General features: G+C 40.0%; 22 protein-coding genes, 16 tRNA genes and 2 rRNA genes. 36 read left to right on the plus strand and 4 right to left on the minus strand.

What is annotated here, in order from left to right; translation table 11 throughout:
• The 20 genes from L2716_RS00005 to L2716_RS00100 all read left to right on the plus strand — a co-directional run.
• Positions 1 to 145 (plus strand): 23S ribosomal RNA (locus L2716_RS00005); the annotation flags it as partial.
• Positions 146 to 392: 247 nt separating this feature from the next.
• Positions 393 to 508: ribosomal RNA gene (gene rrf / locus L2716_RS00010) — 5S ribosomal RNA — on the plus strand.
• Positions 509 to 523: 15 nt separating this feature from the next.
• Positions 524 to 598: transfer RNA gene (locus tag L2716_RS00015), tRNA-Asn, on the plus strand.
• 1 nt (position 599) lies between these two features.
• Positions 600 to 692 (plus strand) — tRNA-Ser (locus L2716_RS00020).
• Positions 693 to 718: 26 nt separating this feature from the next.
• Positions 719 to 793, plus strand: a tRNA-Glu gene (locus tag L2716_RS00025).
• Positions 794 to 802: 9 nt separating this feature from the next.
• Positions 803 to 878: transfer RNA gene (locus L2716_RS00030), tRNA-Val, on the plus strand.
• A gap of 17 nt (positions 879 to 895) precedes the next feature.
• Positions 896 to 972: transfer RNA gene (locus L2716_RS00035), tRNA-Met, on the plus strand.
• Between the two features lie 233 nt (positions 973 to 1,205).
• Positions 1,206 to 1,281: transfer RNA gene (locus L2716_RS00040), tRNA-Asp, on the plus strand.
• 4 nt (positions 1,282 to 1,285) lie between these two features.
• Positions 1,286 to 1,361: transfer RNA gene (locus tag L2716_RS00045), tRNA-Phe, on the plus strand.
• Between the two features lie 139 nt (positions 1,362 to 1,500).
• Positions 1,501 to 1,576: transfer RNA gene (locus L2716_RS00050), tRNA-Thr, on the plus strand.
• An 89-nt stretch (positions 1,577 to 1,665) separates the two neighbouring features.
• Positions 1,666 to 1,750, plus strand: a tRNA-Tyr gene (locus tag L2716_RS00055).
• 7 nt (positions 1,751 to 1,757) lie between these two features.
• Positions 1,758 to 1,831: transfer RNA gene (locus L2716_RS00060), tRNA-Trp, on the plus strand.
• 27 nt (positions 1,832 to 1,858) lie between these two features.
• Positions 1,859 to 1,934: transfer RNA gene (locus L2716_RS00065), tRNA-His, on the plus strand.
• Positions 1,935 to 1,943: 9 nt separating this feature from the next.
• A tRNA-Gln gene (locus L2716_RS00070) sits at positions 1,944 to 2,018 on the plus strand.
• Positions 2,019 to 2,023: 5 nt separating this feature from the next.
• Positions 2,024 to 2,098 (plus strand) — tRNA-Gly (locus L2716_RS00075).
• Between the two features lie 64 nt (positions 2,099 to 2,162).
• Positions 2,163 to 2,237 (plus strand) — tRNA-Cys (locus L2716_RS00080).
• Between the two features lie 13 nt (positions 2,238 to 2,250).
• A tRNA-Leu gene (locus tag L2716_RS00085) sits at positions 2,251 to 2,339 on the plus strand.
• Between the two features lie 29 nt (positions 2,340 to 2,368).
• Positions 2,369 to 2,453: transfer RNA gene (locus tag L2716_RS00090), tRNA-Leu, on the plus strand.
• Between the two features lie 120 nt (positions 2,454 to 2,573).
• The gene (locus L2716_RS00095; protein ID WP_236330232.1) at positions 2,574 to 3,296 is read left to right on the plus strand and encodes a DUF421 domain-containing protein; all 723 of its coding nucleotides are present in this window, start codon (positions 2,574 to 2,576) and stop codon (positions 3,294 to 3,296) included.
• A 69-nt stretch (positions 3,297 to 3,365) separates the two neighbouring features.
• The gene (locus L2716_RS00100; protein ID WP_236330235.1) at positions 3,366 to 3,539 is read left to right on the plus strand and encodes a YqaE/Pmp3 family membrane protein; all 174 of its coding nucleotides are present in this window, start codon (positions 3,366 to 3,368) and stop codon (positions 3,537 to 3,539) included.
• A 190-nt stretch (positions 3,540 to 3,729) separates the two neighbouring features.
• Here the strand turns inward: L2716_RS00100 and L2716_RS00105 are convergent, their stop codons facing one another.
• Positions 3,730 to 4,395, minus strand: a complete 666-nt coding sequence (locus tag L2716_RS00105) for a B3/B4 domain-containing protein (RefSeq protein WP_236330237.1) — start codon at positions 4,393 to 4,395, stop codon at positions 3,730 to 3,732.
• Between the two features lie 79 nt (positions 4,396 to 4,474).
• On the opposite strand from L2716_RS00105, the gene L2716_RS00110 reads away from it, so the two are divergent.
• From L2716_RS00110 to L2716_RS00135, 6 genes are all read left to right on the plus strand, one after another.
• Positions 4,475 to 6,181 (plus strand): ABC-ATPase domain-containing protein, encoded by a 1,707-nt coding sequence (locus L2716_RS00110; protein ID WP_236330240.1) that lies wholly within the window; start codon positions 4,475 to 4,477, stop codon positions 6,179 to 6,181.
• 208 nt (positions 6,182 to 6,389) lie between these two features.
• The gene (gene queG, locus L2716_RS00115) at positions 6,390 to 7,535 is read left to right on the plus strand and encodes a tRNA epoxyqueuosine(34) reductase QueG (RefSeq protein ID WP_236330243.1); all 1,146 of its coding nucleotides are present in this window, start codon (positions 6,390 to 6,392) and stop codon (positions 7,533 to 7,535) included.
• A gap of 57 nt (positions 7,536 to 7,592) precedes the next feature.
• Entirely contained in the window at positions 7,593 to 8,126 is a 534-nt protein-coding gene (locus L2716_RS00120; RefSeq protein WP_236330246.1) for a methylated-DNA--[protein]-cysteine S-methyltransferase, read from the plus strand.
• 419 nt (positions 8,127 to 8,545) lie between these two features.
• Complete coding sequence (locus L2716_RS00125; RefSeq protein ID WP_236330249.1) at positions 8,546 to 9,436, plus strand: amidase domain-containing protein; 891 nt, start codon at positions 8,546 to 8,548, stop codon at positions 9,434 to 9,436.
• A gap of 166 nt (positions 9,437 to 9,602) precedes the next feature.
• Positions 9,603 to 10,073: a tRNA (uridine(34)/cytosine(34)/5-carboxymethylaminomethyluridine(34)-2'-O)-methyltransferase TrmL gene (trmL, locus tag L2716_RS00130; protein WP_236330252.1), complete on the plus strand. Its 471-nt coding sequence runs from the start codon at positions 9,603 to 9,605 to the stop codon at positions 10,071 to 10,073.
• Positions 10,074 to 10,369: 296 nt separating this feature from the next.
• On the plus strand, positions 10,370 to 10,936 hold the full coding sequence (locus L2716_RS00135; protein ID WP_236330255.1) for a DUF5366 family protein: 567 nt from the start codon (positions 10,370 to 10,372) through the stop codon (positions 10,934 to 10,936).
• A gap of 40 nt (positions 10,937 to 10,976) precedes the next feature.
• Here the strand turns inward: L2716_RS00135 and L2716_RS00140 are convergent, their stop codons facing one another.
• Positions 10,977 to 11,870, minus strand: a complete 894-nt coding sequence (locus L2716_RS00140) for a nuclease-related domain-containing protein (protein WP_236330258.1) — start codon at positions 11,868 to 11,870, stop codon at positions 10,977 to 10,979.
• Between the two features lie 165 nt (positions 11,871 to 12,035).
• On the minus strand, positions 12,036 to 13,850 hold the full coding sequence (locus L2716_RS00145) for a transglycosylase domain-containing protein (RefSeq protein WP_236330262.1): 1,815 nt from the start codon (positions 13,848 to 13,850) through the stop codon (positions 12,036 to 12,038).
• 237 nt (positions 13,851 to 14,087) lie between these two features.
• On the opposite strand from L2716_RS00145, the gene L2716_RS00150 reads away from it, so the two are divergent.
• The 6 genes from L2716_RS00150 to L2716_RS00175 all read left to right on the plus strand — a co-directional run bounded on the left by L2716_RS00150 (position 14,088) and on the right by L2716_RS00175 (position 20,014).
• Positions 14,088 to 15,983 (plus strand): PrkA family serine protein kinase, encoded by a 1,896-nt coding sequence (locus L2716_RS00150; RefSeq protein ID WP_236330265.1) that lies wholly within the window; start codon positions 14,088 to 14,090, stop codon positions 15,981 to 15,983.
• A gap of 280 nt (positions 15,984 to 16,263) precedes the next feature.
• Entirely contained in the window at positions 16,264 to 16,818 is a 555-nt protein-coding gene (lepB, locus tag L2716_RS00155; protein ID WP_236330268.1) for a signal peptidase I, read from the plus strand.
• 51 nt (positions 16,819 to 16,869) lie between these two features.
• On the plus strand, positions 16,870 to 17,049 hold the full coding sequence (locus tag L2716_RS00160) for a hypothetical protein (protein ID WP_236330271.1): 180 nt from the start codon (positions 16,870 to 16,872) through the stop codon (positions 17,047 to 17,049).
• A 100-nt stretch (positions 17,050 to 17,149) separates the two neighbouring features.
• On the plus strand, positions 17,150 to 17,683 hold the full coding sequence (locus L2716_RS00165; RefSeq protein ID WP_236330274.1) for a hypothetical protein: 534 nt from the start codon (positions 17,150 to 17,152) through the stop codon (positions 17,681 to 17,683).
• Positions 17,684 to 17,897: 214 nt separating this feature from the next.
• Complete coding sequence (gene yhbH, locus L2716_RS00170) at positions 17,898 to 19,067, plus strand: sporulation protein YhbH (RefSeq protein WP_236330276.1); 1,170 nt, start codon at positions 17,898 to 17,900, stop codon at positions 19,065 to 19,067.
• A gap of 107 nt (positions 19,068 to 19,174) precedes the next feature.
• Positions 19,175 to 20,014 (plus strand): ComEC/Rec2 family competence protein, encoded by an 840-nt coding sequence (locus L2716_RS00175; RefSeq protein WP_236330279.1) that lies wholly within the window; start codon positions 19,175 to 19,177, stop codon positions 20,012 to 20,014.
• Here L2716_RS00175 and L2716_RS00180 read toward each other — a convergent pair.
• On the minus strand, positions 20,005 to 20,283 hold the full coding sequence (locus L2716_RS00180) for a late competence development ComFB family protein (protein WP_236330282.1): 279 nt from the start codon (positions 20,281 to 20,283) through the stop codon (positions 20,005 to 20,007). The genes L2716_RS00175 and L2716_RS00180 overlap by 10 nt on opposite strands.
• A gap of 144 nt (positions 20,284 to 20,427) precedes the next feature.
• On the opposite strand from L2716_RS00180, the gene L2716_RS00185 reads away from it, so the two are divergent.
• The 4 genes from L2716_RS00185 to L2716_RS00200 all read left to right on the plus strand — a co-directional run bounded on the left by L2716_RS00185 (position 20,428) and on the right by L2716_RS00200 (position 24,236).
• Positions 20,428 to 20,880, plus strand: a complete 453-nt coding sequence (locus L2716_RS00185; RefSeq protein WP_408005276.1) for a CBS domain-containing protein — start codon at positions 20,428 to 20,430, stop codon at positions 20,878 to 20,880.
• A 722-nt stretch (positions 20,881 to 21,602) separates the two neighbouring features.
• Positions 21,603 to 22,265, plus strand: a complete 663-nt coding sequence (locus L2716_RS00190; protein ID WP_236337748.1) for an HAD family hydrolase — start codon at positions 21,603 to 21,605, stop codon at positions 22,263 to 22,265.
• An 11-nt stretch (positions 22,266 to 22,276) separates the two neighbouring features.
• Positions 22,277 to 22,672 carry a VOC family protein gene (locus L2716_RS00195; protein ID WP_236330287.1) on the plus strand — a complete coding sequence of 132 codons (396 nt, stop codon included), beginning with the start codon at positions 22,277 to 22,279 and terminating at the stop codon, positions 22,670 to 22,672.
• Positions 22,673 to 22,688: 16 nt separating this feature from the next.
• Positions 22,689 to 24,236: a bifunctional GNAT family N-acetyltransferase/carbon-nitrogen hydrolase family protein gene (locus L2716_RS00200; RefSeq protein WP_236330290.1), complete on the plus strand. Its 1,548-nt coding sequence runs from the start codon at positions 22,689 to 22,691 to the stop codon at positions 24,234 to 24,236.
• Positions 24,237 to 24,284: the final 48 nt, after the last annotated feature.

The raw sequence follows: 24,284 nt of genomic DNA on the forward strand, positions 1-24,284 counted from the left end.
TAAGCATGAAGCCCCCCTCAAGATGAGATTTCCCATCGCGTTAAGCGAGTAAGATCCCTCAGAGATGATGAGGTTGATAGGTCTGGTGTGGAAGCATGGCGACATGTGGAGCTGACAGATACTAATCGATCGAGGACTTAACCAAAATATTGATCGCTGACTAAGTTCGTCACGTCCTGTGACAACGTCAGCACTAGCACATCCTGTGCGTCGTGTTTTCAAGAGTAAGTTATCTAGTTTTGAGGGAATAGATTCCTCAACTAAATAAAGATTTGTCAGAATCAAGAGGTTCGAGGAAGCAAGTGAACGATCACCGGAGTGTACTTTCTTGTACATGAGGATGAGAGTGAACGCAGCTGACAAAGAAACTCGAAGGTTATCACAAATCGTAGTCTGGTGACGATAGCGAAGAGGTCACACCCGTTCCCATGCCGAACACGGAAGTTAAGCTCTTCAGCGTCAATGGTAATTGGGGGCTTCCCCCTGTGAGAGTAGAACGTCGCCGGGCAATTTTTTTCTTCGATCCACAGTAGCTCAGTGGTAGAGCTATCGGCTGTTAACCGATCGGTCGCAGGTTCGAGTCCTGCCTGTGGAGCCATGGAGAGCTGTCCGAGAGGTCGAAGGAGCACGATTGGAAATCGTGTGTGCGGTTTAAACCCGTACCGAGGGTTCGAATCCCTCGCTCTCCGCCATAACACAGCTTTACATAACTTATATCGGCCCCTTGGTCAAGTGGTTAAGACACCGCCCTTTCACGGCGGTAACACGGGTTCGAATCCCGTAGGGGTCACCATTTCATATCGGAGGATTAGCTCAGCTGGGAGAGCACCTGCCTTACAAGCAGGGGGTCGGCGGTTCGAACCCGTCATCCTCCACCATTTATACTTTATACCGTCGCGGGGTGGAGCAGTCTGGTAGCTCGTCGGGCTCATAACCCGAAGGTCATAGGTTCAAATCCTATCCCCGCAACCAAAATAATTCATTGAACAACGTCGAATCGACATTCTATCAATGAATATCTGGAGTACCCGTGAGGGTGCAACCAATTTAAAACTTACTACGTCGATCAAACATCGTAGCTAGTTTTAGACCGTAGTACCTTTAGGTGCAACCAATTTAAGTTCATTGTACTACGTCGAGATTACATCTTGCTCAATGAACATATGGAGTACCCGGAAGGGTGCAACCAAATTAACTTTCAAGATGGACCCGTGGTGTAGGGGTTAACATGCCTGCCTGTCACGCAGGAGATCGCCGGTTCAAATCCGGTCGGGTCCGCCATCTTGGCTCGATAGCTCAGTCGGTAGAGCAGAGGACTGAAAATCCTCGTGTCGGCGGTTCGATTCCGTCTCGAGCCACCATTTTTATGCTGGCCTAGCTCAATTGGTAGAGCAAGGAGCATATCCTCTAGGATTTAGCTGCGACTTGTCTCGACGCAGCAAGCATCATAGCAACACATGTAGAGGAAGAGACACAAATGGATATACTTCTTATAACAACGCTGGCCTAGCTCAATTGGTAGAGCAACTGACTTGTAATCAGTAGGTTGGGGGTTCAAGTCCTCTGGCCAGCACCATTGATCTTTTAGGAAGAGATTGGTTTTAAAACCTGAAATTAGGGCTTGAAACAAAACTAAATCTGTACTAAAATATTAATTGTCTCTTTGGAGGGGTAGCGAAGTGGCTAAACGCGGCGGACTGTAAATCCGCTCCCTCCGGGTTCGGCGGTTCGAATCCGTCCCCCTCCACCATTGAGATAGGGGTATAGTTTAACGGTAGAACAGAGGTCTCCAAAACCTCCAGTGTGGGTTCGATTCCTACTACCCCTGCCATTAAACATTAGAAGTAAGATTTTTATGGCGGTTGTGGCGAAGTGGTTAACGCACCGGATTGTGATTCCGGCATTCGTGGGTTCAATTCCCATCAGCCGCCCCATCTAAATATTGGGCTATAGCCAAGCGGTAAGGCAACGGATTTTGATTCCGTCATGCGTTGGTTCGAATCCAGCTAGCCCAGCCATTTAAGCGGAAGTAGTTCAGTGGTAGAACACCACCTTGCCAAGGTGGGGGTCGCGAGTTCGAATCTCGTCTTCCGCTCCATTTTTATAATTAGAACTGCCGAAAGTGGTACTCCAAATTTTAGTGCACGCATAAGATAGAGTACGGCGGCATAGCCAAGTGGTAAGGCACGGGTCTGCAAAACCCTTATCCCCCGGTTCGAATCCGGGTGCCGCCTCCATTTAAACTACCCAGCCGGGGTGGTGGAATTGGCAGACACACAGGACTTAAAATCCTGCGGTAAGTGATTACCGTGCCGGTTCAAGTCCGGCCCTCGGCACCATACATTTTCTTTTATAGTAGTACCAAAATGCCGGTGTGGCGGAATTGGCAGACGCGCACGACTCAAAATCGTGTTCCTCACGGAGTGTCGGTTCGACCCCGACCACCGGTACCATTACATAAGATATTTAGACATTCACTTTTGTGGATGTCTTTTTTGTTGTACATACATTCTTGTTTTTGTGTAATCCTAAACCTGCATTGTTGTTTGATAGAAATAATGGAGGGATCAAAGTTGGAGTTAGCAAAAGATCTACTCATCCTACTCGGAAGAGTCGTCACCATTCTTCCCTTACTCTTAGTGGTTGCTTTGTTCATGGGAAAAAGGTCCATAGGTGAGCTTCCTGTTTTTGATTTATTGATTTTGTTAACATTAGGGTCTGTTGTCGGTGCGGATATTGCAGAGCCTGACGTCGTACATATTCATACCATTGCAGCGATTATTTTGATAGGCCTCCTTCAGAAACTTGTTGCCATATGGAAGATTAAGAATCGGAAGTTCGGTAAGCTAGTTACGTTTGAACCTACAGTCGTCATTCAAGATGGATCGTTCATTATTGAAAACCTTAAAAATATGCAATATTCCATCGACAATATCCTTCTTATGTTACGAGAGAAGGATGTGTTTGATATCACACACGTGAAGCTAGGTATCATTGAAGCGAATGGACAATTGACAGTACTGAGAAAACCTGAGAAATCTCCAGTCACCATAGAGGATTTAAAACTCAATAAGCCCTATGTTGATCTAGCTTACCCGTTAATTGTTGAAGGTAAGTTGTATCATGACGTGTTAAATGCCGTTTCGGTCAATGAGAAGTGGTTAAGGTTAAAACTTGAAGACCTTGGAATTACAGATTATGATGATGTGTTTTTCGCGTCGGTTGATGAACAGAAGAATTTACACGTGTCATTGAAATCACTAAATGCAAAAAGTGCTCCGCCAATCTATCATTGATCAAACGTTTCGTTTCAAATATACAAGGGTATATCTAAAGTACAGATAACAAAGGAGGAAGAAACAAACATGATGTATTTATTAGCACTTTTACTTCCACCTCTTGCAGTTCTATTTTCTGGTAGTAAAACACAAACGTTGATTAATATAGTCTTGACGCTCATTGGTTGGCTGCCAGGTGTAATTCATGCGTTTTTCGTTATTCACCAGAAAGGTTCTGTTAGTAAAGGGAGCATAGCGTAATAAAAAAACCTCCATTTTGGAGGTTTTGAGTACATAATTTTTGAACGCTCGACTTATAATGATAGAAACTTGATTAACGCAGTGCTTCGTTTAAAGAAACGAAGTGTTGCGTTTTTATTTTTATACGTTAAGTATAAATTTTCAGATTAAGGCTCACATTGCGCCAAGGCTTGGTTTTGCCAAGTTTTCTTTACTTGATGATTTTATATTCTGATGAGCCTCCATGAACTTGAATAAACATCTTTCCAATCGCATGTAGCATTTCATTCGCCTCTTCATCAGGTAAGGATGGCTGAAAATAAACAACATGAAGCGCATGCTTCGTCTCTTCAGTAACCATCGAACGTTTAGAATCTACGATAGGACTGCCGAATGCACCTTTATCATCCTTTGTAAGGATCTTTCCGCTCATATCCAGCTCTCGGCCATTGATTCCTTCGTACGAGTCCTCTTGTGTGCCTATGTCCACTAGAACGTCTCCTGATAGCTTAGAGACGTCATATATTCCGAGTGGTATTTGATACTGCAATGAGAAAAAGTTGTTTGTATCCACCGCAGAATGGATTGAACCTAGTTGTGAGCCTTTATAGACACGGCGAAGCAAAGCTTCTGAAGATGGTCTGTATCTTGATGGATCTGTACCGACTTTCTTGAAAATTTGTCGCCACTCTTGGATGGGTTGGATTTCTGAAATGGGTTGGTCATCTGCATCGAGCATTAAGGATTCTTGAAATAACTGTAATCTTCCTGCTAACATTTTAGGTGGCTCGGCTACAGTGATATCATGATAATGAATGGTTCCAACCTTGAATTCAGGAACCATTTGTTTAAGTTTTTCTGAAATGGTGATGTTCATCCATGTCACCTCAATGATATGTATTTTTTCTTAGTGTACCATAATAGATTTTGCAACAGAAAAAGGAGTGCTTGTGTACATGAATAAGCTAAGAGATATTCTAAAGCGTATAGATGGTAAGGGATATAAAGCGTATAAAGACATTCGTGGACAGTACAGTTTCCATGACTTTTCACTACATTTAGATTATATACAGGGAGATCCCTTTGCTTCACCATCAAAAATCCGACTAGAAGTACCAAAATCAAGGACGATATTAAAGCAAGATTGGGAATCGACAGACACTCGTAAAATCAGAATAGAGGATACAGTTGCGAGAAGTGTTGCAAATGCAATCCGTCACATAGACGCACGGGCTGGAGGATCAGGTAAAAGTGGAGTGATTTCTATTGATCGACCGGCTCAGGAAGTACTCCAACGCACAGCTGTCCAGCTAACGGAAAAATCAGTGATTATTTGTCTTTCTGTTGGACTACCTGCTCAAGGGAGAAAAGTGCTAGGGAAGCAAGCAGAGAAGATGTTATTGACGATTATCCCTCAAATTTTACAAGACTCGATATTTTCGATGAAAGAAAAGACATTAGTAGAAGCAGTTGAATTGTGTGATCAGCAAGATGCGATTCGTGATTATATGAAAGAGAATAACCTTATTACTTTCATTGGGAATGGTTCTGTTCTTCCGAGGGAAAGTGGAATCAGTGACCGGCCACTCAAATCGCGTGATGTAGTCGCATTTGAAGCACCTCAGTCACTTACTATTTCAATTCCAGTCCCACATAGACAGGAACCTTTAAAAGGAATGGGCATTCAAAAAGGCATCACGTTAATTGTTGGTGGCGGTTATCACGGAAAGAGTACGGTTCTAGAGGCGGTTGAACGAGGCGTCTATAATCATATTAGTGGGGATGGAAGAGAATTCGTGCTAACCGATCCTCAAGCTATGAAAATACGTTCCGAAGATGGAAGAAAAATTACGAACGTGGACATATCACCGTTCATTCAGAACCTTCCATTTGGTAAGGCAACCAAAAACTTCACATCTGAAGATGCTAGTGGGAGTACATCTCAGGCAGCTACGATTATAGAGTCGCTTGAGGCTAGAGCGAGTACGTTGTTGATTGATGAAGATACAAGCGCAACGAACTTTATGATTCGTGATGAGCGAATGCAACAACTCGTTGCAAAGGAAAAAGAGCCGATTACGCCATTTATTGATAAAGTGAAGCAACTTCACGAAGAGCATGATGTGTCTACGGTTCTTGTGATGGGCGGTTCGGGAGATTATTTTGATGTGGCTGATACGGTGATTTTAATGGATCAATATCGTCCATGGGACGTGACATGTGAAGCAAAAGATATCGCTAGGAAATCCAAGACCCATAGAGAAAGGGAAGGCGGGAATTTATTTGGAACGATTCAGACAAGAAAACCGCAAGTAAGTAGCCTGGATAGCAGAAAAGGTAAGCGATCAAAAGTTGCTGCTAGAGGACTTCACACAATCCAGTATGGTACGACTGATCTCAAATTGGATTTTGTCGAACAATTAGTTGATGCGAGTCAGACGAGAGCTATAGCTGAAATCATTCATTTCATAGAGAAAAACAAATGGCTTGGATCCCTTTCAATCGATGAATTGCTTGATCGCGTCATATTGCAACTAAACGAGAAGGGCCTTGCTTCATTTACAGAATTTCCTAACCAGCATCCTGGTGACTTGGCGCGGCCCCGTATGTTAGAATTAGCTTCAGCATTGAACCGATTACGGACGTTAAAGATAGAACAGTAAAAAACACTGTATGTATTGATGGGATAACTTATTTATTGATTTTCATAGAAATTTGCGACACTCCTCGAAAATGAAATTCGCATTTTCTTCGTGCGTTGTATCGCTTCCAAAGCATTCCTTGTCCTGCGGATCGGCCACGGAAATGGAGTGAATTTAGAAGAAGTCAATAAGATCAATTAAAAGCTTTTTAAAGAAAGGGGGTCAAACGGTGACAGGTGCCCAGTTAAAAGAAAAAGTAGTTGCATATAGTAAATCAATTGGCATTGATAAAATTGGATTTACGACTGCCGACCCGTTCGTAGAGTTGAAAGAACGTTTACGCACACAACAAGAACTCGGTTTTCAATCAGGCTTTGAAGAGGCTGACATCGAAAAGCGAACGGAGCCGGAGTTATTATTGCCAAAAGCACGATCGATTATATCAATCGCGCTTGCTTACCCATCCAAAATGAAAGATGCGCCTAGAAGCACGAAGGAAGACCGTCGGGGAATTTTCTGTCGTGCATCATGGGGGAGAGACTATCATGATGTATTACGGGAACGCATGAACAAACTGCAACAATATATCCTTGAGCTGGATCCAGAAGCGAAGGTCGTTTCTATGGTGGATACAGGTGAACTATCTGATCGTGCAGTCGCAGAACGGGCAGGGATTGGCTGGAGCGGCAAAAATTGCGCAACCATAACACCTGAGTTTGGCTCCTACGTTTACTTAGGCGAATTGATTACAACAATCCCTTTTCCCCCTGATCAACCGATTTCAGATCAATGTGGGACTTGTAACAAGTGTGTGGATGCCTGTCCAACAGGAGCACTAGTTACAGGGGGGCAGTTAGACTCTAATAAATGTATTGCCTTTTTAACACAGACAAAAGGCTTTTTACCTGAACAATATAGAGAAAAGCTTGGAAATCGTCTATATGGCTGTGATACATGCCAACAAGTGTGTCCTGAAAACAAAGGGATGGATTTTCATCATCATGCTGAAATGGAGCCAGATCCTGAACTTGCAAAACCGAAACTCAAACCACTTCTAACCATTAGAAATCGCGAGTTTAAAGAAAAGTTCGGTCCTGTTTCAGGTTCTTGGAGAGGGAAAAAGCCTATCCAGAGAAACGCGATTATTGCTTTAGGAAACTTTAAAGACGAAACAGCTTTACCTGAATTAATCTATGTCTTAACGGAAGATCCACGTCCGGTCATTCGTGGGACAGCGGCTTGGGCACTCGGTAAAATAAAGGGTAGCCAAGCAGAAAATGCGCTTAAACAGGCGAAAGAGAGAGAAAAGGACAAAGATGTACTAGATGAAATAAATAGAAGCCTTAAAATGGTGGAAAATCAAGCTATATCGTAATGGTTTTATATATATACGTTAAGTATGATAATGCAAAAGGGTTAAAGAAGGGATAAAATGGAGACGACACTTAATATACAATACGGGGAAATAGAAAGTCCTGTTGGTCCCCTTACAATACTCAAAACTGAAAAAGGTTTATGTCGAATACAATTCGGATCTGCTGAGGAACATTTTCCGTTGATCAAAGCTTGGTTGAAGAAGCTTGGATTAAAGACTGATTTAGTTTTTAATCAAAGTGCGGTTGAGCCGATTGGAAAGCAGATTAACGAATACTTTGCCCGGGAGCGTAAATCTTTTGATCTTCCACTTGATCTTTTCGGAACACCTTTTCAGAAACAAGTGTGGGAGGGACTTAGTAATATTCCTTATGGCGAAACGTATTCGTATAAGGATGTTGCAACAATGATTGGCTCACCCAAGGCTGTAAGGGCTATTGGGAATGCGAATAATAAAAATCCGGTTCCGATTGTCATTCCATGTCACCGTGTGATTGGTAGTAACGGTGCCTTGGTCGGATATGGCGGTGGACTTGATAAGAAGGAAGTATTATTAAATTTAGAACAACAACAGACTAAAATTTGTTTGTGATGCCACAATTCCATAAATATTAGAGCTAAATCATAGCATCATCTACAGTGCTCAAATTGTACAGAGCATTCGGAAGTAAGCACTTTGGCGTACGAAATGATATTTTCCGATCGAAAACATCGCATATCGCGGTGTTTTTTCCTTTTTGAGTAATTTTTTTAACTTTTTCTATGTTTATGATCGCTTCCTAAATGAGAATATAGCGTTTATCTAGAAAAATACAATATTATCTAGAAAAAACGAGGTTTATTTAGAATTACGCAAAAGTATCTAGAAAAATACGAATTTATCTAGAATTCCCACTCGTCAGTCACGAGAGTAACTCCCTTTGAATCCTTGTCTTTTTGAACGCCTCTTTGAGTTCTTTTTTTATGTTCATAACATAAATATGGAAGGAGAATGAGGGAGGGGGTTGTTGAATGGATTGGCTCACAATACTACAGCAATATATAGAAGAACACAATGCCTCCTACACGACCGATATCACAGGTGACAAACGAATAACTACACCGGAAAGCAATGCTATTATACGTAGAGCAAGAAGCATGAAAGATCGGAATGCGGTCATTGTTAATGCTCAAGTAAAAGCGAAGATTGTTGATCGAACGACAGAAGCGGATAAAGAGATCATCACTTATTGGATTCAACGTTCTTACTTAATCAAGCAGACGTTGAAATTTTATGTGGAAGAGTGTCTCGAAAAGAGAAAAGCAACGATTAAAGAAAACGAGATTATTAAAGATGAGTCTGCAATAACGGAAGGATTCACTGGAATCAATCTACCTGAAAGAGAGAGGGATGAAGAGGTTGTTCCGATGCCTCGTTATCGTTATAACAGGCTGGAGGCCGTTAAATATGCGGAGCGTTGGTGGAATTCGCATAATCCTGTCTATAAATTGTTTGAAAATGATTGTACAAACTTCATATCACAATGCTTGCATGCAGGCGGAGCGCCAATGAGAGGATATCCGAATCGTTCAAAGGGATGGTGGTACCGTAGTAATAATTGGAGTTATAGTTGGTCAGTTGCCAACACGATGCGTTGGTATTTAAGTGGGTCTAAGCAGGGTTTGCGAGGGGAAGAGGTAAGAGCTCCTGAGCTTCTCATTCCTGGAGATGTCATATGTTATGATTTTGATGGCGATGGTCGTTGGCAGCATAATACGATTGTCGTTGCAAAAGATGAGATGGGAATGCCGCTTGTCAATGCTCATACGCATAATAGTCGAATGCGGTACTGGGATTACACCGATTCTACAGCATACACACCTGAGATTAAATATAAATTCTTTAAAATTGTTGATGGTTAATTAATCAGCTCTAGAATATTCGAACGATTAAAGCATCTTTTCAAGGTGCTTTTTTTTAGTTGCACGAGCACTCACTTTTTCTAGTATGTTTCGTCAGGTGAAGTGTAAATAAGGACATGCTATAATAGATAAGGTTTTATTAGTTTTGTATAAGAGGTGAATGAAATTGTCAGTACATATCGTATTGTTCCAGCCGGAGATTCCAGCTAACACAGGTAACATTGCAAGAACGTGTGCAGCTACAGATACAACTTTACATTTAATTCGTCCTTTAGGGTTTTCTACAGATGATAAGATGCTGAGGAGAGCAGGATTGGACTATTGGGAATTTGTAAAAGTTGAATATTATGATTCAATAGACGAGTTCTTCGAGAAGACAGAAGGACAGTATTTCTATTTGACGAAATACGGTAAGAAGCCACATACGACGTTTGACTACAGTAATCCAGAAGAGAATTACTATTTTGTATTTGGTAGGGAAACGAACGGTCTTCCAGATGAAATCATCGAAAATAATATGGACCGTTGTTTGCGCATACCTATGACGAATAACGTCCGTTCCTTAAACCTTTCTAACACAGCTGCCATTCTTGTATACGAAGCACTAAGACAACAAGATTATTTGCATTTAAAGTAAATAAAAAAACGACTGATTCCTAAGAATGAGTCGTTTTTTTATAATGTCCTTTGTGGTATGTAAACCACTGTTATTTTTTTGTACCTGGACGATCATTATATCCAGCTGTGAAAATTGCTACCAAAAAGGCTAAAATAACACCTAAAATGAGGACAAAGGTCATATAGCATCCCCCTTTAGAGAATAGTATGTCCATACATACATCCCATTATAGCAAATCATACAGAAATGTGTATGAAAAAGTGTGACAAAAATGTAATAATAGATAAATAATATGATTTTTTTGGGAGTTTAGCATGCTTGGGAAAAATACATACTTAACGGGTTATTTTCCGTTATTTTCAATCATTATATTTAGCGCTGCATTTGGTTATTATGGTGAGTCTTATTTAATTGTACAATTAAAGCGGTTAGGGATTTATCGGGGAATGACTGAATTGTTTTCAGAAGTGCAAGTTCAAATGGCAATGTGGTTCATTTGTACGTTGTTATTTTTCATGTTGTTTGCTGCTTTAAAATTGATTTCGGATACCTTATTTGAACTCTCTTTGTTCTTCTTTTCGAAAGAAAGTGAAGGGGACACATTAAACAGGGTTCGTTCTGGTACTTTAATTTTCCTTTTAGGTAGTTTAGGGTCAATATTCTTGATTAAGACTACGATCCTTTTACCTTCTTTATTTTTATTATCATGTTTTATCTACTTTTTTTATTTCGTCTATAAAGCCAGTGCAGCTTTAACAACGAGTGGGATGTTCGGTCTTATTTTCATGCACCTACTGTTTTGGGTATGCTTTGTAATGGGTGTTGTGTATTCAGTATTGAAAGTATATGAGGCTCTTATGTCAGGTTTACTGCCGGCATAAACAAAGGCAGACTTGGATAGCTCAGTCTGCCTTTTACTATCTAATCATTAAGATCTGCTTCTTCAACAATATATTTGATTTTCTCTAAGTCGGCTACTGAATAAAGGTTCGTCTTATTTTGTATTTCTTTAATAAAAAACGCGTAAAGCTCATTTCTATCGTTTATAAGGTGTAGCTGCTCTTGGGTTGAAAAGTTGATGAGATGATGATCAGGGTGGGCGAAATAAAGTAAATTGTTAATGGTAATGTTTTCAACCTGATCTTTGAGCAAGTTATTCAGTTTACTCGTAGCAACATTGAGATTTTTAGTCGGCTCATCATGCATTAAGGCCCTTAACTCGTTTTGTTTATTCTTTTCGAATACGAATGTCTTTTCAGCTTCACTATGCAAGGCAGGGTAGAAAGTATCTATGATGAACGAAAATTCTTTGGCTTTCTCCTTTGTCAATCCGTAAAGTATGTTTCCTTGCCAATCCTTCGTGTCAATAATGTAGATGCCTTTGTTTAGTAAGACAATATGAGCGATTTTTGTAGATTGAATGTCTCCATCCACGGATTGATAGGGAATGAATACATTAGGAAGAATCATCATTTGTAAAGGCTTGATGACATCATTTTCTACGAGCTCATTTTTGATTTCGAGTAAGGTTTTATACGTATTTACCTCAAGTTCATCACGAGAGAATCTTTTAACACTGTCGATGTATTCTTTGTAATCGTTAATTTGTTCCTCATAATCTCCTTTAACTTCCTCAAGCTTTTCCTTATTTTCTTGTTTTAATTGATTTTCAGTTTTCGCTAAGCTAATCGCAGCTTCTTTTTGATATTGGTCGATTAATCTATCGTATTCTTTATGCTTCTTCTTAAGATAGTAGACAAGCCAAACGCCTGCACATATTAATAAAATGAAAGCCGAAAATAATAAAATCTCCATAAAGACTCCTTTCCACACTCACAGATATCTTTTATACATTTCGATTGATTTACCTGAGTTAAGGACGTATAACATACATTGGCTTGTATCTATAGTATAAAAAAGCCACAACATCACATAGGTGCATGATGTGGCTTGAGACATGGTCGTAGAGTCTTACACTTCTTAAGGGGTGATATTCTCCATGACTTGTTTCCATATTTTCAAATGTAGCGCAGATCTTTGAATGTGTGGAATTGGTGCTGGTTGGTCTTTGCCGACCCAAATGCCGGCTGTATATCTATCCGTTATGCCTACGAACCATAAGTCCTTCACATCATTGGTTGTTCCAGTTTTCCCACCTATAAATGAAGTATGCAGTACGTTGGCTTGACGTCCAGTACCGCTCGTCATCACGGAATTAAGTAGCGTTCTCATGCTGTCATTCGTTTGTTTTGACCATACGGGCTGGGATTGATCTTCCCACTGATACAATTCGTTACCGTCTAAAGAGAGGACTTGTTTAATGGCTCTCGATGGTTTATATTGTCCATTGTTACTGAACGTCGAGTAAGCATTCGTCAGTTCAACAGGTGAAACGCCGTGTGTAAATCCCCCAAGAACAGCCGAAATATTTCTGTCCTTTGGGAGAACTCTTTGAAAGTCGAATGGGCTTAAATAATGAAAAGCTTTTTCAACGCCAACTCTATCGACCATTCTAACTGCAGCTGTATTAATGGATTGACTGATGGCTTTGCGAATTGAAACATTGCTGTATTTGGCATTCCCGGAGTTCTTTGGACAATAACTTGGTTTGCAGTAAGGAGCAGCGCTTATTGGAATGCTGAGCGGCGTTTTCGTTTCGTTCAGGAATGGTGCAAAAGCGAGCAATGGTTTGATCGTCGAACCAGGCTGTCGATAAGCTTGATAGGCTCTATTAAATTCATTTGCCTCCATATCTCGACCACCGACGATTGCATTGATCTGATGGTTGTTGTGATCTAAGATAACAAATGCTCCTTCAACGCTAGTAGGTATTCGTTTGATGCCTTTCAAAGCTTCGTTTTGCATCTTTTGGTCAAAGTGTGTTTCGATTTTCACACCTTTTTCATAAATCAAATTCATGACTAATTGATCAACCTGCTTGTTGAGTTCCGCTTTTTCAGCTTCAGTAGAAGCGTCCTTGTAGTTTTTATCGAATGGTTCTGAGCTTTTAACGAGTGCTTTCAGTTCATGAATGACATAAGACGTGTAATCTGGATAGCGGTATTGTGCCTTTTGGATGTTCAATTTGATTTTTTCTTGGCGTGCTTGCTCGTAATCGCTTTTGTTTATGTATTTGTTCTCAAGCATCTTTTTCAGGACATGTTGTTGCCGGACAATAGCGGCATCCATATGTTTAATCGGTTCATACTGATTGGGATTGTTAGGAATCCCCGTTAATAGAGCGATTTCCGCTAGCGTTAATTTCTGAACGGACTTTCCGAAATAGTACTGGCTGGCTGTTTCTATTCCATAAACACCATTACCGAAATAGATTGCATTACTGTAGAGCTCAATGATTTTTTCCTTCGAGTATTTTTTCTCAAGTCGGTATGAATAGAAGGCTTCATTCAGTTTTCTTTTATACGTTTTCGTATGGGTTAAATATAAATTTCTTGCTAGCTGTTGGGTGATTGTACTACCGCCTTGATCTGTTGATTGGGAACGTGCATTGACGATCAATGACCGTACTATGGCAGACCCGTCTATACCTGTGTGTTCGAAGAAATGCTGATCTTCAACGGCGATAAAGGCATTAATAACACTAGAAGGTATTTCCTCAAAGGGGATATAAGTACGTTGTTCAGGACCATATAACGTCGCAAATGTTGATCCGTCTTTTGCATGAATTGTCGTACTTTGGGTGAGTTCCGTTGAGTCAATTGGTACGTGCTGCTTAATCATATCTGCTGGATTTTCTACTTGCTGAAGAGCAGTCCATACATTATCTGAAAACAAATATACCCCTAGAAATAAACAAATTGTCAGGAGATAACCTGCTATAAGTTTCAAATCATATCCTATCCTTCTCTTGAATAATTTTCTCTGTCTCGCGTTCATAAAAGCTAGTCCTAGCTCACTTTCCTACATTTTACCATGTATGAGTAGGATTCAGTTTAAAAGAACATCGAATGTATGTGAGTGTCCGGGCATAGGATGTATTACATGTACGATTATTCCTTGGAGGGGGTACTCATGGATATTTTAGGTAAATTGCAACAGTTTCGTGAAGAAGAGAAAAGATTGGTTTGGGAAGGTACCTTCGCTGAATATTTGGAGATTTTACGAGAGCGTCCTGAAGTTGCTCAATCTGCCCATTCTCGTGTTTATAATATGATTAAAAGCCATGGAATTGAAGAAGTAAATGGGAAGAAACGTTTCAATTTCTTTTCAGATCAGATCTTCGGGCTAGAAGATTCAGTAGAGCGACTTGTAGAGGAATACTTTCACCCATCTGCAAAACGATTAGATGTCCGGAAACGGATTTTGCTGTTGATGGGTCCTGTCAGCGGAGGTAAATCGACAATTGTAACGATGTTGAAACGGGGGTTGGAAGCCTATTCTAAAACCGATGAAGGAGCTGTTTATGCAATAAAAGGCTGTCCTATGCATGAAGATCCATTGCATCTCATTCCGCATAATATGCGCGAGGAATTCCGTGAAGAGTATGGTATTCGAGTAGAGGGATCTTTGTCACCTCTGAATATGATGCGACTGCAAGACGAATATGATGGTCGAATTGAAGATGTCATCGTTGAAAGAATCTTTTTCAGTGAAGATAAACGTACTGGAATTGGAACGTTCAGTCCTTCTGATCCGAAATCACAGGATATTGCAGATTTGACCGGCAGTATTGACTTTTCAACCATAGCTGAATTCGGGTCTGAATCAGATCCGCGCGCATATCGATTTGATGGAGAATTGAATAAAGCAAACCGAGGGATGATGGAATTCCAGGAAATGTTGAAGTGTGATGAGAAATTCTTATGGCACTTACTATCACTCACTCAGGAAGGGAATTTCAAAGCAGGTAGATTCGCTTTAATCAGTGCAGATGAATTAATTGTCGCTCATACGAATGAAGCTGAGTACAAGTCATTCATCTCGAATAAGAAAAATGAAGCGCTACACTCAAGGATTATTGTCATGCCGATTCCGTATAACTTGATGGTCACCCAGGAAGAAAATATATATGAAAAGATGATCAACGACAGTGACATAGGTGAAATTCATATTGCACCGCATGCTTTAAGGGTTGCTGCGATTTTCTCGGTCCTAACAAGATTGAAAGAATCAAATAAGCAAGGCGTAGATGTCGTAAAGAAGATGCGTCTATATGATGGAGAAAACGTTGAGGGGTTCAATTCTGCTGACGTGGAGGAATTGAAGAAAGAGTTTAATGATGAAGGGATGAGCGGGATTGATCCGCGGTATGTCATCAACCGAATATCATCTGCTATCATTCGTAAAGAAGTACCTGCAATTAGTCCACTTGACGTGTTGAGGTCCTTGAAGGATGGGCTTGATCAGCACGCTTCTATATCAAAAGAAGATCGCGAAAAGTACATCAATTTCATATCAGTAGCTCGTAAAGAGTATGATGATATCGCTAAGAAAGAAGTGCAAAAGGCATTCGTATACTCTTATGAAGAGTCTGCGAAAACATTGATGGATAACTATCTAGATAATGTCGAAGCCTATTGTAATAAGAATAAACTTCGTGATCCACTGACTGGTGATGAAATGAATCCAGACGAAAAACTGATGCGTTCAATCGAAGAACAAATCGGAATATCGGAAAATGCGAAGAAAGCATTCCGAGAAGAGATACTCATCCGTATTTCCGCATATGCTCGAAAAGGAAAGAAGTTCGATTACAAATCACATGAGCGGTTAAGAGAAGCGATTCAGAAGAAGCTATTCGCTGATCTTAAGGATGTTGTGAAGATCACAACATCTACTAAGACGCCAGATGAATCTCAACTTAAGAAAGTGAATGAGGTTATCGCTCGACTAATCGATGAGCATGGATATAACTCTATATCAGCAAACGAGCTCCTTCGATATGTTGGCAGCTTACTTAACAGATAAAGAATAAAAAAATGAAAAAAATGTCTAGGGGCTGTCCAGAAAGTCAGTGAACACTGACCTTCTGGCAGCCCCTTGTTAAATATAGATATTGATTTCTTAGAAGTACACTCCCCTTTTGATTGGTGAGAAGAGACAATGAAGCGTACAGTTCCCTATGAACTGACACCCAAACGACATAATGAGAACTTTTTAACAAAAGTTTAATCTCTTGAATACTTGCGAGGAAATTGTATAAAATGGTAGATTAAACATATCAAAGAAAAAGGGTGTGTAAGTTTACATGACCAAAACAAAGAATAGTTTTTGGGAATGGGTTAAAGCAATCGGTATTGCACTTTTGATTGCAATCGTCGTCCGTCACTTTCTTTTTACAAACTATGTGGTATTTGGTGAATCCATGATGCCGACCATTCAGGAAGGCAATCGTTTAATTGTAAATAAAATCAACTATGATATTTCTGATCCGAACAGATTTGATCTGATTGTTTTCAAAGCTAATGAAGAGGAAGATTACATTAAACGAGTGATCGGCCTTCCAGGTGACAAAATTGAATACCGGAATGATAAATTATTTATTAATGACAAAAAAGTCGAAGAGCAGTATTTAGAACGTTTTCGTGAAGAGATCCAACAGGGATCTCAACTTACCGGAGATTTCACTTTAAAAGATATTACCAAGAGGGAGAGGGTTCCTGAGGGAACAGTCTTCGTATTAGGTGATAACAGACTTCACAGTATCGACAGCCGTCATATCGGATTTGTTCCGATGGAAAATATCGTGGGTGAAGTGAACCTGAGGTACTGGCCAATGTCAGAGTTCAAATTGATTAAGTAAGGTTTATAGTATGAATATATTGGGAATCGATAATTCCAAGAGGTGGTAATCATGACAAAGAACAAAGGTGAAGATCCAAAGAACAGTTCAATGGTCAATGATGAAAAGGAATTAAGAGAACACAGCAAAGTGATGGAGAATGTATCATCGAATGAAGAAGTAAAGAAAAGCGGAAAAACGCCAGATCCTGTGCAGCATGAACAGGAAGCAGACGATAAAGACAACGGATAAATGATGAAGAAGCTTGCCGAGTGGCAAGTTTCTTTTTTTTGAAACTTTTCCCTTTTTCTTTCGTAAATTAATTATAGAGAAGATAGAAGGGGGAGTATTAATGTTTCTGATTTTGGGATTCGTTATGTTGAGTTTAGTGGCGCTATTTGTCTTCTTATACTTTTTCGCTCCACATTCTGAAATGATGCATGCATTCAAAACTACGAAAAGCTTTGTGATTGCTCAAGTTATCCTTGTTTCTTTTGCTGCTTATTTAATTGGTGCTCATTTCAACGGACTCCATGAAGACAATTGGCGAACAAGTGGGATCTATCCAATTACACTAAATGCTGAACCCGTAATTTACACAGGAAGCAAATCTAGTGTAGGACTCGTACTAGAGAAGAAGCCAAAAGCGGGGGAAGCTTTCGATAGTAATATCATCACATGGACTGCTTATGATGATGTGACCGTAGAAGCTACGAAAAAATGGGGTGGCGTGGACCCGATTGAAAAAGAATTAGGATCCAAAACGAATGATCAAGTACCGTATACTTATCCTATCTCCATAACATTTCCTAAAGATGGGACATGGAAATTAAAGGTATTTTCCGATGGCACCCCAATTAAAACAATCATAATAGATGTAAAATAGTTGAAAGACGACCTAACGTTAACGGGTCGTCTTTTTCTATTTAGAAACTTTTTCATTACAAATCTCTTGAATAGCGCGGAACTTTTGAGACAAGCACCTTTTTGTTCGAATTTAATGGCAATTCTGAACATTTACTGCATAGGATAGAGTAATCCCCAAAAGTGAACGTGCTATCTCATTATTTGGGGAAAATAAATAAGGAGGGGAATCATATATGACCGTCAACAAAAAAGGAAACTTCGTCGTGTCACAGGAGAACTGGTCCCTCCACCGTAAAGGTTATCAAGACCAACAGCGACACATGGAAAAAGTACAAGAAGCATTAAAGAACAATTTACCGGACTTAATTAGCGAAGAAAGTATTATTCTTTCTAACGGTCACGATGTCATTAAAATTCCGATCCGTTCCCTGGATGAATATAAAATCCGCTACAATTACGATAAATCTAAACATGTCGGGCAGGGAGACGGAGACAGCCAGGTAGGCGATGTCATTGCGCGTGATGGAAATGCCAGTGGAAAGAAAGGAAAGGGCAAAGGGAAAAAAGCAGGCGATCAAGCAGGCGATGATTACTACGAAGCTGAGGTATCACTTCTAGAACTTGAAGAATTACTATTTAAAGAGCTAGAGCTTCCTAACTTGCAGCAGAAGGAACAGGAAAATATTATTCGAGAAAAAGTCGAATTTAACGATGTCCGCAAAACTGGATTGATGGGGAATATTGATAAGAAGAAAACCATTTTGACTGCATACAAGCGAAATGCATTAAAAGGTGATCCAGCCATTACACCAATTTATCCAGAAGATCTTCGGTTCAAAACGTGGAATCAAACTGAAAAACCTGAATCTAAAGCAGTCGTTCTTGCGATGATGGATACATCAGGGTCAATGGGAATCTGGGAAAAGTATATGGCAAGAAGCTTCTTCTTTTGGATGACACGTTTTCTCCGTTCAAAATATGAAACAGTAGAAATTGAATTTATTGCACATCATACAGAAGCCAAAGTTGTTACGGAAGAAGACTTTTTTTCTAAAGGGGAAAGTGGTGGAACAATTTGTTCTTCGGCGTATCGAAAAGCGTTAGAATTAATTGACAATAAGTATCCACCTAGTCGCTATAACATATACCCATTCCACTTCTCTGATGGTGATAACCTTACGAGTGATAATGCTCGATGTATCAAGCTAGTTCAACAAATCATGGATGTATCGAACATGTTTGGTTATGGTGAAGTGAATCCATACAATAGACATTCAACCTTGATGAGTGTTTACAAGAACATCAATAACCCTAAGTTCTACCATTATATTCTAAAAGAAAAACGAGATGTGTATCATTCGATGAGAAGCTTTTTTAACAAAGGCGAAAAGGAAATGGCATAAGCCAGACTAACCCTTCATCAATGGATGGAGGGATTTTTATGGAAAAATAATCTCCCGAAGCTTACATAAACTAAGGAAAATTCGTATCGGGAGGTTCATGAAGAAGAATGCGACAATTGGTTCTTATTTTTTGTATACTTGTTCTATTTCCACAACCGGCTGAAGCGCTTTGGAAAACGAACCTCGAGCTACATGTGATTGATGTAGGACAAGCAGATTGTATTTATATTGAGACCTCAAATGGTAAACACATTCTTATTGATTCCGGGGATGAACATGATGGAAAGAAGGTCGTTTCTTACCTGCAAAAGCGCGGAATTGAGCGGATCGACTATCTTATCGCCACACATCCCCATCATGACCACATCGGAAGTATGGAAGATATCTTTCAATCCTTTGAGATTGAGCGTGTCTATATGCCAGATATTATGTACCATACGCGGTACTACAAACGGATGGTACAATCGATTGCCAATTCAGGTGTCGATCAATTTGTAGCCAAAGCTGGTGTGAAAATCAAGCTAGCGAGGAATATTTCAATGGAGTTTGTTGCACCAGGAAAGAAACGGTATAAATCTTTAAACGACTATTCTGCTGTCGTTCGTCTTCAACATGGAAAGAACTCATTTCTGTTAATGGCGGATGCTGGAGTCATATCAGAGAATGAATTAATTAAAAAGTTGGATGATGAAAAAGTGGATGTCTTGAAAGTTGCGCATCATGGTGCAAACACAGGGACAGGTCACGCACTTTTAAAGAAAATCAAACCTGATTACGCAATCATCTCTGTTGGGAGGAAGAACAAATACGGATACCCATCAAAAGATGTCCTGAATCGCCTTAAATCAAATGATATTCAAGTGTACAGGACAGATAAATTAGGAACGATTATTTCAAAAAGTGATGGGAAGTCTGTAAAGTTTTTTACAGAAGTACCTCAATCATGATTGGGTGATTTCCGAACAACATAAATTGCTTTTACGATATGTTTATTTAATGCCGTTCTCATGAATGTTTGATTATATAATCGAAAAATGATCTCGCGTTTCTCGGGTGTGGTTATGTAACGAGCAGGGATGCTGTTTAACGTGAGCGCAATAATATCGTTTGTACAGGTTTGACAGCGGCACACGGTTTGATAATCTGGGCTGTTTAACGTCACAGTAACGAGGGTGGGTATAATCTCCTCAAGGACGTTGAAATATGGTTTCGACATTCTTCCACCTCATAGGGTCAATTGATTTTATGTTCAAGCTTAATTGTATTTGAACTCGTGTGAAATTGAAATAGGTAGAAACGTTGAAAATAAAGGAAAAATAATCTTTCGGATCACCGGCTAAACTATGGGAGAAAGGAGGATATGCTTACTATGAATGAACAACAACAATTACGTTCGATCATGTCCAATAACATCGCTTCTGTAACTCCTCAGCAATCGTTGAAGGAGGCTGCAGCTTTAATGAGTCAATATAATATCGGTTCCCTACCTGTTGTAGAGAATGGCCAAGTTAGAGGGATTATCACGGACCGTGACATTACGTTGCGATCAACTGCCCAAGGCTTAGACGGGAATACTCAGGTGGGACAGTGTATGTCTAATAACCTCATCACGGGTAATCCGAATATGAGTGCTCAAGAAGCTGCGCAGCTTATGTCTCAAAATCAAGTGCGCCGATTACCGGTTGTTGAAAACAATCAAGTCGTCGGAATGGTATCATTGGGTGATTTAGCTACAAAAGATGGAGATCCTAATGACGCTGGACAAGCACTATCAAGCATTTCCAATCCTTCCAATCCAAACGCACAACAATAACACAGGAAAGCGCCTGTCCGCAGGCGCTTTTTTACATAAATGCTTTCAAGTATAAGTGCGATTAGGGTTCTGGCGGCGTTAATAGGCTCTATCCTCTCTCAAAATAGGAGAAACGCCGATATGAGGGTAAGATAGGTGCTCTAACCTCTCTCAAAATAGGAGAAACGCTGAAATGAGGGTAAGATAGGTGCTCTATCCTCTCTCAAAATAGGAGAAACGCTGAAATGAGGGTAAGATAAGTGCTCTATCCTCTCTCAAAATAGGAGAAACGCTGAAATGAGGGTAAGATAGGTGCTCTATCCTCTCTCAAAATAGGAGAAACGCTGAAATGGGGGTAAGATAAGTGCTCTATCCTCTCTCAAAATAGGGGAAACGCTGATATGAGGGTAAGATAAGTGCTCTATCCTCTCTCAAAATAGGGGAAACGCTGAAATGAGGGTAAGATAGGCGCACTATCCTCCCCGAAAAAAGGAGAAGCGCAGATATGAGGGTAAGATAAGCGCTCTACCTGGCTACGTTACACTTGCAAGTCGACAAGATTTCTTTACACTTATGTCTGATCTCTTTTCAGCAGGAAAGTAACTCGACGTAGTGGAAAAGTGTAGGAACAAGTATAAGCGCATCTAAGTCTCTGGCTACGTTACACTTGCCAGTCGACAAGATTTCTTTATATAGATATAGTGGGGGTAGTATAATCTGTTCGAAGGGGATGTATAGTGAAAATGATAAAAGCAGTTGTGTTTGATTTTGATGGAACGATTTTAGATACGGAGTCATGCGAGTATAACGTATTACAAAAGATTTATAAGGAGCATGGTGCAGAACTCCCAATTGAAGTTTGGGGCGAATGTATTGGAACACATTCTACATACTTTGATGCACATGAATATTTAGAAGAACAAATCGGTAAGAAACTGGACAGGGATACGATTAAGCAGCAAAGACTGGATATTTTCCAAGAACTCATAAAAGATCGAGAAGCTCTGCCCGGTGTAATGGAATATCTAGAGGCAGCCAAGCAATTAGGATTGAAGATCGGCTTGGCTTCAAGTTCTTCATATAAGTGGGTTTCAAAACATATCAAAAACTTAGGTATAGAACACTATTTTGAGTGTATTAAAACGTCTGATGATGTAGAAACCGTCAAACCAGACCCTACACTTTTCCTGAAAGCTGTTGAATGCTTAGGTGTAAAGCCTGAGGAATCAATTGCTTTTGAAGACTCAGTTAATGGCGCAAAGGCGGCAAAACGTGCTGGTCTTCATACAGTCGTTATTCCGAATTTGGTGACCCAACACCTTACCTTTGAGGAATATGATTTAAAGCTTGAATCATTAGCTGAATTAGAATTACAAGAGATGATTAATCAGTTTACAAAGCAATAGGGAAAGGGAATATGAACATTACGGGTATCAATCATATTACGTTGAACGTGAGAAGTCTTAAAGAGTCGCTTGCTTTTTATGAAGACATTCTTCTTATGAAACGAGTTCATTTGGGTAGAACTGATGCGTATTTGGAGAGCGGTACCGCTTGGATTTGTCTCCTTGAAAAGGGGAAGGATGAGAAGGACGATTTTAGTTCGAAATTAGGACTAGATCATTTTGCATTTTCGATTGATGAGAAAGGCTTTCATGAAGTAGTACGCCGACTTCATATAAATGAAGTTCAGATTGTTCGGGGACCTGTTGAACGTGGCGGTGGGCTCGTTGTTAATTTCCTCGATCCAAATGGCATTCAACTTGAATTGAACACTTCTGATTTACACACACGGATGAAACACTGGCAGTAAGGAAGGTGGTAGCAGTATGTCATCTATTGATGAATCAAAATTTGAAAAGAAGATTATACTTCGAAACATTGAAGAAAAAGATATTGATGAACTTCTTGCCCTTCAAAAAATCTGTTTTCCAAATATGGACCCTTGGAAAAGAGAACATCTAGAAAGTCATTTAGATGTTTTCCCTGAAGGACAATTTTGTGTTGAATATGATGGACAAATTATAGGGTCATGCTCAAGTTTAATTGTTAACTTTGATGAATATGATGAAAAGCATACTTGGGATGAGATAACGGATGAAGGATATATCACCAATCATGATCCAGAAGGATACAACTTATATGGGATTGAAGTGATGGTACATCCAGATTTCAGAAGAATGAAGATAGGCCGTCGCTTATATGAAGCTCGGAAGGAAATGGCGGAAAAATTAAATCTAAAGAGTATCATTATCGGTGGACGTATACCGAATTACCATAAGTATGCGGATCAAATGACACCTAGAGAATATGTGAAAGAGGTTGTACACCATAACATATACGATCCTGTATTAACATTTCAGTTGATGAACGGTTTTACATTGATGAGGATCAATCAAGAGTACTTACCTGATGATAAAGCTTCTAATGCACATGCAACCCTAATGGAATGGAACAATATCGACTATAGAGCTACCTCTAAACGTCACTTCAAAACGTCATTCCCTGTCCGTATTACGACCATTCAGTATATGATGAGACAAATCCATTCGTTTGATGAGTTTGCGAATCAAGTGGAGTACTATACTGATGTCGCTTCTGACTACGGATCTGATTTCGTCGTATTCCCTGAAATCTTTACGACGCAATTGATGAGCTATCTTGATGAGAAGAGTCCAAGTCAAGCCGTGCGTAGACTCACGCAATATACAGAAGACTATATTGAACTGTTTACTGAATTTGCTGTCCGTTACAACGTGAACATAATCGGAGGCTCGCACTTTGTTGAAGAAGAAGGGAAGATATACAATATCGCTTATCTTTTCCGACGAGATGGTACGATTGAGAAGCAGTATAAGCTTCACATAACGCCAAACGAACGTAAATGGTGGGGTGTCAGTCCAGGTGACAAAGTGAATGTATTTGATACAGATTGTGGTAAAATCGCAATTTTGATTTGTTATGATATCGAGTTTCCAGAGCTCTCAAGATATGTGACAGACAAAGGTGCAAGGATTATCTTCACGCCATTCTGTACAGATGACAGACAAGGATACCTAAGAGTTCGGTATTGTTCCCAAGCTCGAGCAGTTGAGAACCAAGTGTATACTGTCTTATCAGGGACAGTAGGGAATCTACCACAAACTGAAAACATGGACGTTCAATACGCACAGTCGGGTATTTTCACACCATCCGACTTCACCTTCCCTAGGGATGGGATCATCGGAGAATGTAATCCCAACATCGAAACGCTCGTTGTGGGGGATGTCGATTTAGAGATTCTTCGAAGACATAGAAGATCTGGTAGTGTTATGCAACTCCGAGATCGAAGACGTGACTTATACGAAGTGAATATGAAAAAACAAGATGAACAATAATTCTACATGAGGAAAGACAGGCATTCGACCTGTCTTTCTTTTTCTACT

Source organism: Pseudalkalibacillus berkeleyi, from assembly GCF_021608225.1.
Classification (GTDB): domain Bacteria; phylum Bacillota; class Bacilli; order Bacillales; family Fictibacillaceae; genus Pseudalkalibacillus; species Pseudalkalibacillus berkeleyi.